The organism is Mycolicibacterium vaccae NBRC 14118 = CIP 105934, from assembly GCF_001552715.1.
Taxonomy (GTDB): domain Bacteria; phylum Actinomycetota; class Actinomycetes; order Mycobacteriales; family Mycobacteriaceae; genus Mycobacterium; species Mycobacterium vaccae.
In genome coordinates, this window is sequence record NZ_BCRS01000066.1 from 19,873 (window position 1) to 30,667 (window position 10,795).

Annotated in this window: 11 protein-coding genes; 7 read left to right on the forward strand and 4 right to left on the reverse strand. The window is 68.2% G+C overall.

Going from position 1 to position 10,795, the window contains the following annotated elements; all coding sequences use genetic code 11:
- Positions 1-48: 48 nt before the first annotated feature.
- The 3 genes from manB to rfbD are packed head-to-tail and all read right to left on the reverse strand — an operon-like array spanning position 49 to position 2,943.
- A complete protein-coding gene (gene manB, locus MVA01S_RS14390; protein ID WP_003929422.1) occupies positions 49-1,128 on the reverse strand; it encodes a mannose-1-phosphate guanylyltransferase ManB in 1,080 nt (359 codons plus the stop codon).
- Positions 1,129-1,166: 38 nt separating this feature from the next.
- On the reverse strand, positions 1,167-2,042 hold the full coding sequence (locus MVA01S_RS14395) for a glycosyltransferase family 2 protein (RefSeq protein WP_003929421.1): 876 nt from the start codon (positions 2,040-2,042) through the stop codon (positions 1,167-1,169).
- A 34-nt stretch (positions 2,043-2,076) separates the two neighbouring features.
- Positions 2,077-2,943 carry a dTDP-4-dehydrorhamnose reductase gene (gene rfbD, locus MVA01S_RS14400; RefSeq protein WP_040540442.1) on the reverse strand — a complete coding sequence of 289 codons (867 nt, stop codon included), beginning with the start codon at positions 2,941-2,943 and terminating at the stop codon, positions 2,077-2,079.
- Between the two features lie 66 nt (positions 2,944-3,009).
- Here rfbD and MVA01S_RS14405 point away from each other — a divergent pair, with 66 nt between their 5' ends.
- The 5 genes from MVA01S_RS14405 (at position 3,010) to MVA01S_RS14425 (ending at position 7,192) form a co-directional block, all read left to right on the forward strand.
- Positions 3,010-4,491 (forward strand): LCP family protein, encoded by a 1,482-nt coding sequence (locus tag MVA01S_RS14405; protein WP_040540444.1) that lies wholly within the window; start codon positions 3,010-3,012, stop codon positions 4,489-4,491.
- A 1-nt stretch (position 4,492) separates the two neighbouring features.
- A complete protein-coding gene (locus MVA01S_RS14410; RefSeq protein ID WP_040540445.1) occupies positions 4,493-5,209 on the forward strand; it encodes a TIGR03089 family protein in 717 nt (238 codons plus the stop codon).
- A gap of 130 nt (positions 5,210-5,339) precedes the next feature.
- Positions 5,340-5,669 carry a hypothetical protein gene (locus MVA01S_RS14415; RefSeq protein WP_003929417.1) on the forward strand — a complete coding sequence of 110 codons (330 nt, stop codon included), beginning with the start codon at positions 5,340-5,342 and terminating at the stop codon, positions 5,667-5,669.
- 266 nt (positions 5,670-5,935) lie between these two features.
- Positions 5,936-6,268: a hypothetical protein gene (locus MVA01S_RS14420; RefSeq protein WP_040540550.1), complete on the forward strand. Its 333-nt coding sequence runs from the start codon at positions 5,936-5,938 to the stop codon at positions 6,266-6,268.
- 126 nt (positions 6,269-6,394) lie between these two features.
- Positions 6,395-7,192 (forward strand): biotin--[acetyl-CoA-carboxylase] ligase, encoded by a 798-nt coding sequence (locus MVA01S_RS14425; protein WP_003929415.1) that lies wholly within the window; start codon positions 6,395-6,397, stop codon positions 7,190-7,192.
- 58 nt (positions 7,193-7,250) lie between these two features.
- On the opposite strand, the gene MVA01S_RS14430 is transcribed toward MVA01S_RS14425, so the two are convergent.
- On the reverse strand, positions 7,251-8,420 hold the full coding sequence (locus MVA01S_RS14430) for an acyl-CoA dehydrogenase (RefSeq protein WP_003929414.1): 1,170 nt from the start codon (positions 8,418-8,420) through the stop codon (positions 7,251-7,253).
- Positions 8,421-9,066: 646 nt separating this feature from the next.
- Between MVA01S_RS14430 and MVA01S_RS14440 the strand changes: the two genes are divergently transcribed.
- On the forward strand, positions 9,067-10,164 hold the full coding sequence (locus MVA01S_RS14440; RefSeq protein ID WP_003929412.1) for a type III polyketide synthase: 1,098 nt from the start codon (positions 9,067-9,069) through the stop codon (positions 10,162-10,164).
- 8 nt (positions 10,165-10,172) lie between these two features.
- Positions 10,173-10,676, forward strand: coding sequence for an isoprenylcysteine carboxyl methyltransferase family protein (locus MVA01S_RS14445; protein WP_003929411.1), 504 nt, complete (start codon positions 10,173-10,175; stop codon positions 10,674-10,676).
- Positions 10,677-10,795 lie beyond the last annotated feature (119 nt).

The following is a 10,795-nucleotide window of genomic DNA, read 5'->3' on the forward strand; positions in this document are numbered from 1 at the left end:
TACCGAGAATGCACATTCGCGGCGAGTCGACTATTCCGCGGCAAAACCTCAGATGTCGGTGGAGAAGCGGATGCCGCCGTCGGGAATCGAGATGCCCGGCCATACGCGCGCACCACGCAACAGCTCGCAGCGTGCGCCGATGTCGGCGCCGTCGCCGATCACGCCGTCGCGGATCAGTGCCCTGGGTCCGATGTGCGCGCCGAACCCGATGATCGAGCGCTCGATCACCGCTCCGGCACCGACTTTCACGCCGTCGAAGATCACCGCACCGTCGAGCCGGGCACCGCCGGCGACCTCGGCGCCTCGCCCGACGACCGTGCCGCCGATCAGCAGGGCGCCCGGCGCGACCGAAGCTCCGTCGTGCACAAGGCTTTCCCCGCGATGGCCCTTCAGCGCAGGCGACGGCGCGATGCCGCGCACCAGGTCCGCCGAGCCGCGCACGAAATCCTCGGGCGTGCCCATGTCGCGCCAGTAGGTGGCGTCGACGTAGCCGCACACCCGCAGCCCGTCGGCCAGCAGTCCCGGGAACACCTCCCGTTCCACCGACAGCGGACGGCCTTTCGGGATCGCGTCGATCACCGACCGCTTGAACACATAGCAGCCCGCGTTGATCTGGTCGGTCGGCGGATCCTGCGTCTTCTCCAGGAACGCGGTCACCACACCGTCGGAATCGGTTGGCACACAACCGAATGCGCGGGGATCGCCGACCCGGACCAGATGCAGCGTGACGTCCGCGTCGCGGGAGGCGTGCGCATCCAGCAGCGCGCCGAGGTCACACCCCGAGAGCACGTCGCCGTTGAACACGACCGCGGTGTCGTGGCGCAGCTTGGACGCGACGTTGGCGATGCCGCCGCCGGTGCCCAGGGGCTCGTCCTCGACGACGTAGTCGATCTGCAAACCGAACTTGGACCCGTCACCGAACTCGGATTCGAACACCCCGGCCTTGTACGAGGTGCCCATCACGACGTGTTCGATGCCGGCGTCGGCGATCCGCGACAGGAGATGGGTCAGGAACGGCAGACCGGCCGTCGGCAACATCGGCTTGGGCGCCGACAGGGTCAGCGGACGCAGGCGGGTGCCCATCCCGCCGACCAAGACGACCGCATCGACCTCAGCTGGGTTGACCATCAGCACTGCCCTTCCGCGTGTACCCCACCGTGTGTGCCCTACGTGCCACGAGTCTTACGACGAGAATTGCGCACGACCAGACGTGCCCGCGCCCCAAGAGCCCCCCGAAAGGCCCAGCGTAGCGGCGCCTGCCACCACTTCGGATACCTATCTGCGAGAAAAGTGTAGGTGCTGACGTGGTGTGCGGCCAGATTGCGGGCCGGGTCCCGGCCGGTGGCGTGCCCCTTGGCGTGCAGCACCTCCGCCGACGGCACGTAGACGTTCTGCCAGCCGGCCCGGCCGAGCCGGTCGCCCAGGTCGACGTCTTCCATATACATGAAGTAGCGCTCGTCGAATCCGGCGATCTCGGTGTAGGCCGCGCTGCGCATCAGCAGGCACGAGCCCGACAGCCAGCCCACCGGGCGTTCACTGGGTTCGGCGCGGTCCTGACGGTAGGCCGCGGTCCACGGGTTCGACTTCCACACCGGCCCGACGACGGCGTGCATACCGCCCCGGATCACCGACGGCTGGTGCCGCGCCGACGGGTAGACCGTGCCGTCGGGGTCGCGGATCAGCGGGCCGAGCGACCCGGCCTGCGGCCAGCGCTGCGCGGCCTCGAGCATCAGGTCGATGCTGTTGGGGCCCCACTGCACGTCGGGGTTGGCGACGATGAAGAAATCCGAGGAGGACGTCAGCCCGTACTCGGCGACGGCGCGGTTGACCGCGGTGCCGTATCCGAGGTTGGCGCCGGTCCGGTACAGCTTGACGTTCGGGTAGCGCTCGACGGCGTCCTCGGGCGCGCCGTCGGTGCTGCCGTTGTCGGAGATGATCACGGTCACCGGGCGCTCGGTCGCGTGCGTGAGGGTGGCCAGGAACCGGTCCAGGTGCGGACCGGGCGAGTACGTCACCGTCACGACAAACAGTTCGTCGCTCACGCACGCACCACCGGTTCCACGGCGTAGAGAGTAACTACCGGGCGAGCGCCTCGGCCAACGCGTCGCGCCACGGCCGCAGTGGCGTGAGGCCCGCGGCCGCCGATTTCGCCGAGGACAGGGCCGAATATGCCGGTCGCGGGGCCGGGCGCGGATGCCGGTCGCTGCCGACGGGCCGCACCCGATCCGGGTCCTGTCCGAGCAGGGCGAAGACGGCTTGTGCCTGGTCGAAGCGGCTGGCCGCGCCGGCGTTGGCGGCGTGCAGCACCGGCGCGTCGATCCCGCCGCCGGCGATCTGCAGCAGTGCCTGGCACAGGTCGCCGACGTAGGTGGGTGACCCAATCTGGTCGGCGACGACGTCGACGGTTCCGTCACCGAGGGCGGCCCGGCGCATCACCGCGGCGAAGTCGGAGCCGTCGCCGCCTTCGTAGATCCAGGCGGTGCGCACGACGTGCGCGGTGGGCAGGGCGGCCAGAACCGCCTGCTCACCGGCGAGTTTGGTGCGGCCGTACACCGACAGCGGACCGGTCCGGTCGTCGATGTCGTAGGGGCGCGGATCGCCGTCGAATTCGCCGCTGAACACGTAGTCGGTGGACAGGTGGATCAGCGATGCGCCGGCCCGCGCGCAGGCCTGTGCGACGTTCCCGGCGCCGGTCTCGTTGACCGCGCGTGCCCGCCCGGGTTCGGCTTCGGCGGCGTCGACTTGGGTGAACGCGGCGCAGTTGACGACGACGTCGCCGGCGCGCAGGACGGTGTCGGCGACCTGGGCGGTGCGCTCGGTGTCGGTGATGTCCCACTGCCCGGATGTGAGGGTCACCACCTCACGGCCGGACTGACCCGCCTGACCTGCCAACACGCGTCCTACCAGGCCGGCTGCTCCGGAAATGACGATTCGGCCGTTCACGTCACGAGTTTGGCACGCCGGTTCCGGCTGCAAGGAATGCGGCCTGCTCGCCAGTAGCCTGGACAAATGCCTGCTGCTCACCTGGTCCGTGCCATTTCCATGGCCGTGGCAGTCGTCGTCGTCATCGGCACCGGCGTCGCGTGGGGCAAGATTCGCTCGTTCGAGGCCGGCATCAATCACATCAATCCGGTCGCGCTCGGCGAGGGCGGCGACGACGGCGCGATCGACATCCTGCTGGTCGGCTCCGACAGCCGGACCGACGCGCACGGCAACCCGCTCAGCGACGAGGAGCGCGCGATGCTGCGCGCCGGCAACGAGGTGTCGACGAACACCGACACGATCATCCTGATCCGCATCCCGAACAACGGGCAGTCCGCGACGGCGATCTCGATCCCCCGCGACTCCTACGTCGAGGCCCCGAGCATCGGGAAGATGAAGATCAACGGTGTTTACGGCTCGGTGCATCTGGAGAAGATGAAGCAGCTCGTCGAGCAGCAGGGCGAGGATCCGGCCGTGGCCGAGCCCGAGGCCACCGCCGCGGGTCGCGAGGAACTGATCAAGACGGTCGCGAATCTGACCGGCGTCACCGTCGACCACTACGCCGAGATCGGTCTACTCGGCTTCGCGTTGATCACCGACGCGCTGGGCGGGGTCAATGTCTGCCTGAACAACCCTGTCTACGAACCGCTTTCGGGCGCCGACTTCCCGGCGGGCTGGCAGAAGCTGAACGGGACGCAGGCACTGAGCTTCGTGCGTCAGCGCCACGACCTGCCGCGCGGCGACCTGGACCGGGTGGCGCGCCAGCAGGCGGTGATGGCGTCGATGGCGCACGAGGTGATCTCCAGCAAGACGCTGTCGAGCCCGACCACGCTGAACGATCTGCAGAGCGCGGTGCAGCGCTCGGTGGTGCTCTCCGACGGTTGGGACATCATGGAATTCGTCGAGCAGCTGCAGAAGCTGGCCGGCGGCAACGTCGCGTTCGCCACCATCCCGATCATCGAGGAGGCGGGCTGGAGTGACGACGGCATGCAAAGCGTGGTGCGCGTCGATCCGTCGGCGGTCAAGGATTTCGTGACCGGTCTGCTGCACGACCAGGAGCAGGGCAAGACCGACGAGCTGACCTACAGCAACGACAAGACCACCGTCGAGGTGTTCAACGACTCCGACATCAACGGTCTGGCCGCGGCGGTCGCGCATGTGCTGTCCAGCAAGGGTTTCCAGGAGGGACGCGTCGGCAACAACGACGGCGCCAAGGTCACCGACAGCCAGGTGCAGGTCGCTCAGACCGACGATCTGGGCGCGCAGGCCGTGGCCAAGGAGCTGGGCGGGTTGCGGGTGGTCGAGACCCCGGACGTGCCGCAGGGCACGGTGCGGGTGGTGCTGGCGGCCGACTACACCGGCCCCGGCGCGGGTCTGGACGGCAGCGACGTGACGCTGCTGAGCGGGGACCCGACGACGGCAGGGATGATGTCCGGCGCGGGCGAGGCGGTGCCGGCTCCGTCGCCGATCCTGACCGCGGGTTCGAGCGACCCGGCGTGCGTCAACTGACATGACGAATCTGAGTTCGGCGATCCTGGACCCGTTGATGGCCGCCAACCCGGCAGGTCCGCGGATCACCTACTACGACGACGCCACCGGCGAGCGCATCGAGCTGTCGACGGCGACGCTGGCCAACTGGGCGGCCAAGACCGGCAACCTGCTGCGCGACGAGCTCGGGGCGGCGCCGGGCACCCGGGTGGCGGTGCTGCTGCCCGCGCACTGGCAGACCGTGGCGGTGATGTTCGGAATCTGGTGGATCGGCGCCGAGGCGGTCTTCGGCGAGGCTTCCGACGCGGACATCGCGCTGTGCACGGCTGACCGGATCGACGACGCGGACGCGGCCGTCGGGACGGGTGAGATCGCGGTGCTGTCGCTGGACCCGTTCGGCAAGCCGGTGCCCGATCTGCCGGTGGGGCTGACGGACTACGCGACCGCGGTGCGCGTCCACGGGGACCAGATCGTGCCGGAGCGGCAGCCCGGTGCGGCGCTGGACGGCCGGTCGCCTGACGACGTGCTGGCCGCGGCGCGGGGCTCGGCTACCGCTGCGGGACTGACCGGAACCGACCGGGTGTTGTCGGCGGCGCGGTGGGAAACGGCCGACGACGTCATCGAACAGCTGCTCGCCGTGTACGTGGTGGGCGCGTCACTGGTACTGGTGGCAAACCCGGATGCCACGGCCGTCGAGCGCAGGCGCGAGACCGAGAAACTGACACGCATCAGTCTGTGACCATTTCGTTTCCGTAGCCTCACCGCGTTCACAGTTTCCGGCCGGATAATTCGTTGTACCTGACCGGACGGTTTTGGCGAATTCGGGCCCTTTCAGCCAGCAGAGGAGCCTTGCGCGAGGAGGGCTGCCGATGTTGTCGATCATCGCCGCTGTCGTTGTCGTCGTGATGTTGAGTGTCTGGCACGGGTTCAACCGCCGGCATGCCGGCTGGGCCGCCAGTGCCGACGGCCGGTTCTTCATTCTCTGCGGATATCCGCTGGTCGCCGTGGCGACGTATTGGCTGACCACCGCGCCGACGGCCACCACCTGGGAGTGGGCCATGGGCAATGCGTGGGCCCTGGCCGCGGTGATGTCGTTCGTCGTCGGCTTCAACGCCCTGAACGGGGTCACCGCCGATCATGCGCGGGCGGCGGCACGGATGGAGACCATCGAGCCGGCCACCGACCGCCTCGGTTTCTGACCCCGGTAGTCCCTTCGGCAACATCTGACTCACTAGCCGAAAAGCGACACAAACCTGACGATTCAGCGAAGCCACCAAGGGGGCTATTTCGCGGTCGCATTTATTACGCGTTCTTGACGAGCAGGTAACGCTGACCTTAGGGTTTATGGCAACCAGGCTGTTCTCGACTTTCGCACGTTCCCCCGGTATGCGCCGGCCGCCTTCAGATCTGGCAAAGCTGTCCCCCTGTTCGCACTCTCGTGCGGCACGGTAGGCAAGGAGTGACCGTGGAGTCGACTATCACTGCAGTGGCGATCGTCGCTGTGCTGTCGGTGTGGCATCTGCGCAATCGCCGCCATCCCGGGTGGCTGGCCAGCTCCGCGGGGCGCTGCGCGATCGTCAGCGGCTATCTGTTGGTCACGATCGCCGCGTACTGGTTGGTGGCGGCTCCCGCCGCGACGACGTGGGAGTGGGCGTTCGGCAATCTCTGGGCGCTGGCCGCGATGGTCGCCTTCGTGGTGGGCTTCGACGCGCTGAACGCGGCGACGGTCCGGCACGCCAAGCGCTCGCAGGCACTGGAGACCGTGGACCCGTCCGCAGCCACGCTTCCGCCTCGCTGACCGCACCCACTCGACGCCTCCTCTACGTCACCTTCGCTATCTGGATAGTCGTGGCGGCAAAGCGGACACGATGAGCTTCAACTACCGGCGACCCCGTCGGTGCGGGCACGACGTACTCTCGGCGGCGTGCCCGCACCCGACCGTCCAGAACTGAAGCCCGACGACCTACGCGCCGCCCTCGCGGGCACCGAGTGGCGACGCCTGGATGTGGTCGAGGAGACCGGGTCGACGAACGCGGACCTGATCGCACGCGCGGCGGCCGGCGAGGACATCGCGGGCGCGGTGCTGCTCGCCGAGTACCAGGCCGCAGGGCGGGGCAGGCACGGGCGCACCTGGTCGGCGGCGCCGCGCTCGCAGATCTCGATGTCGGTCGGCGTGGACGCCACCGGCGTCGCGCCGGACCGGTGGGGCTGGCTGCCGTTGCTGACCGGACTGGCGGTCGCGCGCGTCCTGCGGGAGGTCTACGGCGTGAACGCAGGCGTGAAGTGGCCCAACGACATTCTGGTCGGCACCGGGAAGCTGGCCGGGATCCTGGCGGAGGTGTCCGCACCCGTGATCGTCGTCGGCCTGGGGCTCAACGTCAGCCTGGCTCCCGACGAGCTGCCCGACGCGAACGCGGTGTCGTTGTCGATGCTCGGCCACGCCGTCGACCGCACCGCGCTGGCGTCGGCCGTGCTGCGCGAGATAAGCATGCAGCTGCGCCGCTGGCGTGCCGGCGACGAGGCGCTGGCCGCGGACTACCGCGGCGTCAGCACCACGATCGGCTCCCGGGTACGGGCGATCCTGCCCGGCGATGCCGAGATCATCGGTGTGGCAACGGATATCGACGACGCCGGCAGGCTGCTGATCGACGACGGCACCGCCACGGCGACGGTGTCGGCCGGCGACATCACCCACCTACGCCCGGCAGGCCCCGCGGAATAGCGTTCCGGGCTGTGGATCGACGGCGATCACAGCCAGGAATGCTATTCCGGGGTCGAGGTCACTTCAGCAGGGCGCGGCTCATCACCACGCGCTGAATCTGGTTGGTGCCCTCGTAGATCTGGGTGATCTTGGCGTCGCGCATCATCCGCTCGACCGGGAAGTCCACCGTGTAACCGGCGCCGCCGAACAGCTGCACGGCATCGGTGGTCACCTCCATGGCGACGTCGGAGGCCAGGCACTTCGACGCGGCGGAGATGAACCCGAGGTTGCCCTCACCGCGCTCGGCGCGGGCAGCCGCGGAGTACACCATCAGACGGGCGGCCTCGACCTTCATCGCCATGTCGGCAAGCATGAACTGCACCGACTGGAAGTCACTGATCGACTTGCCGAACTGCTTGCGGTCCTTGGTGTATTCGAGCGCGGCGTCCAATGCGCCCTGCGCGATACCGACGGCTTGGGCGCCGATGGTCGGCCGGGTGTGATCCAGCGTGGCCAACGCGGTCTTGAACCCGGTGCCCGGCTCGCCGATGATCCGGTCGCCCGGGATGCGGCAGTTCTCGAAGTACAGCTCGGTGGTCGGCGAACCCTTGATGCCGAGCTTGCGCTCCTTGGGCCCGATCGTGAAGCCCTCGTCGTCGATGTGGACCATGAACGCCGAGATGCCGTTGGCGCCCTTGTCCGGATCGGTCACCGCCATCACCGTGTACCAGGACGACTTGCCGCCGTTGGTGATCCAGCACTTGGTGCCGTTAAGCACCCAGCCGTCGCCGTCGGCCTTGGCGCGGGTGCGCATCGCGGCCGCGTCGGAGCCGGCTTCGCGCTCGGACAGCGCGTACGACGCCATCGCCTCGCCGGACGCGATCGAGGGCAGCACCTGCTTCTTGAGTTCGTCGGAACCGCGCAGGATCAGCCCCATGGTGCCGAGTTTGTTGACCGCGGGGATCAGCGAGGCCGACGCGTCGACCCGGGCGACCTCCTCGATCACGATGCACGCCGCGACCGAGTCCGCGCCCTGCCCGCCGAACTCCTCCGGCACGTGCACCGCGTTGAAGCCCGACGCGACCAGCGCGTCGAGGGCCTCTTGCGGGAAGCGCGAGTTCTCGTCGACGTCGGCGGCGTGCGGAGCGATCTCCTTCTCCGCCAACGCGCGGATCGCCGTCCGCAGCTCCTGGTGTTCCTCGGGCAACTGGAACAGATCGAACGACGGATTTCCGGCCCAACTAGCCATCATCATCTCCTTGCTACTCGCCAGTAACTTTACCGCGCTCACGGCGCGGGGCGAACTCACCTCTCAGGTAAAGCTCAGCCCAGGGGTTGGTTCGCTCTCAGTGTCGATGGGTACTTTCGAAGACATGCAGGTGTACATCGAGGGCCCCGCCTTCCGCCGTACCGCGCAATGTGAGTGTGGTTGGCACGCTACTCCGCGCAGGCTGCGCGCTTCCGCAGTCGTTGACGCGGGAATGCACGCGGCGCAGACGGGCCATGTCCAAGCCGGCTCCGCGGTCCAGTCCGTCGAGCCCGTCGTGGTGCTGCGGGCGTCGTAGATCGCCCCCGGACATCGCCATGTGAGCGATGTCACGCGACTGTGTGTGCCCGTCCTGCCACGTCCCCGCGTCAATATTCGCTGAGCTAACGAACCCGCCGAGATTGCATCTGGGCGGGTTCTTTCGCGCGAAAATCCGCGTGGAATGCGGTTTCGGCGGAGAAGAATCGTTTCTGGGAAATAGCCGGTAAATCGCTGCGTGCGTTCCCAGGAAAGTGCTCCTGATCTGCGGTTATACCACTGAATAAGTCGGATTACGACGATCTGTGGACTAATTCACGACGGCGCATTTCCTGAACTAGTGCGGGCGCGCAGTGCCGTTTAGCCCCGCATGACTGATACCTCATATCTCGCCCCCACCCAACCGATCCTGTCCCGCTTCCGCGGCGCCCCGCACATCGCGGGTACCGCGTTGGCCTTCACCAGGCACCGCTACGACCAGGACGAGGTGGCCCGCGAGCTCACGTCGTTCACCGATCCCGCGTTCACCCGGTTCGCCCGCACCAGCGGTGTCGAATACCGCAACCTTGCGCTGCCTCTGGACCGCTACCCGCTGGCCGGCTTCACCGAGGCCAACACCGCCTACCTGGAGGTGGCGACCGAACTCGGCGAGCAGGCGGTACGCGCGGCGCTGGCCGAGGCCCACCTCCACCCGACCGAGGTCGACGCGATCTTCACCGTGTCGAGCACCGGGGTCGCCGTGCCGACCCTCGACGCACGCATGGCCTCCCGGCTGGGCCTGCGGCCCGACGTCAAGCGGATCCCGATCTTCGGTCTGGGCTGCGTCGCCGGTGCGGCCGGTCTGGCTCGGGTACACGATTACCTTCGTGGCTTCCCCGACCATGTCGCGGTGCTGCTGTCGGTCGAATTGTGTTCGCTCACGCTGCAGCCCGACGACACCTCGATCCCCGCGCTGATCGGACTGTGTCTGTTCGGCGACGGGGCCGCCGCAGTGGTTTCGGTTGGCGCGCAGCGCAGCCCGGCCACTCCGCAACCGGGCCCGCGGATCGTCGCGACCCGCAGCCGGCTGTTCCCCGACACGGTCGAGGTGATGGGCTGGAACGTCGGCAATACCGGCTTCCAGCTGGTGTTGGGTCGCGAAGTGCCCGAGATCGCGCGCGACTATCTCGCCGACGAGGTACACCGGTTCCTCGCCGATCACGGGCTGACGACCGACGACATCGCCACCTGGGTGTGTCATCCCGGTGGGCCGAAGGTGCTCGACGCGATCCAGTCCGTCGTCGACCTGCCGGCAGGCGCGTTGCGGCACAGCTGGGATTCGATGCGCGAGCACGGCAACATCTCGTCGGCGTCGGTGCTCGACGTGCTCGACCGGACCACCCAGACACCGCCGCCGCCCGGGTCGTTCGGCGTGATGGTGGCCATGGGACCGGGTTTCAGCTTCGAACTACTACTGCTGAGCTGGTAGGACCGACGATGGCCTACAACCTGTTCATCCTGCTGATCGCCGCCGAACGGCTCGTCGAGCTCGTCGTGTCGCGGCGCAACGCGCGGTGGTCGTTTGCCCACGGCGGCAAGGAATTCGGCCGCAGCCACTACCCCGCGATGGTGAGTATGCATGCGCTGCTTCTGGTTTCGTGCATCGTCGAGGTCGCCACGCAGCACCGGCCATTCCTGCCCTGGCTGGGCTGGCCGATGGTGGCGCTGGTCGCGGCGAGCACGGCCATGCGCTGGTGGTGTGTGGCCACGCTCGGCAAGCACTGGAATCCGCGGCTCATCGTGATCCCGAACGCCGAGTTGGTGCAGAAAGGCCCGTACCGGCTTCTGCACCACCCGAACTACACGGCGGTGGCCGTGGAGGTGGCGGCGCTGCCGCTGGTGCACTCGGCGTGGTGGACGGCCGTGGTGTTCAGCCTCGCCAACGCCGCGATCCTACGCATCAGGATCACCTCGGAAAACCGCGCGCTCGGCTACGCCTGACGGTGTCAGCTGCCGGAGTTTCCATCGACACCCGGCGAACCCTCTTGTCCCCCTTCGCCATCGGCTCCGCCTTCGCCGACGCTGCCGTCGGAGCCGCCGAGCAGTCCGCCGCGCCCGCC

Bases quoted from the DNA above. Each gene is read 5' to 3' on its own strand.
- manB (WP_003929422.1), bottom strand. From the start codon at position 1,128: ATGGTCAACCCAGCTGAGGTCGATGCGGTCGTCTTGGTCGGCGGGATG.
- MVA01S_RS14405 (WP_040540444.1), top strand. From the start codon at position 3,010: ATGCCTGCTGCTCACCTGGTCCGTGCCATTTCCATGGCCGTGGCAGTC.
- MVA01S_RS14410 (WP_040540445.1), top strand. From the start codon at position 4,493: ATGACGAATCTGAGTTCGGCGATCCTGGACCCGTTGATGGCCGCCAAC.
- MVA01S_RS14415 (WP_003929417.1), top strand. From the start codon at position 5,340: ATGTTGTCGATCATCGCCGCTGTCGTTGTCGTCGTGATGTTGAGTGTC.
- MVA01S_RS14430 (WP_003929414.1), bottom strand. From the start codon at position 8,420: ATGGCTAGTTGGGCCGGAAATCCGTCGTTCGATCTGTTCCAGTTGCCC.
- MVA01S_RS14440 (WP_003929412.1), top strand. From the start codon at position 9,067: ATGACTGATACCTCATATCTCGCCCCCACCCAACCGATCCTGTCCCGC.
- MVA01S_RS14445 (WP_003929411.1), top strand. From the start codon at position 10,173: ATGGCCTACAACCTGTTCATCCTGCTGATCGCCGCCGAACGGCTCGTC.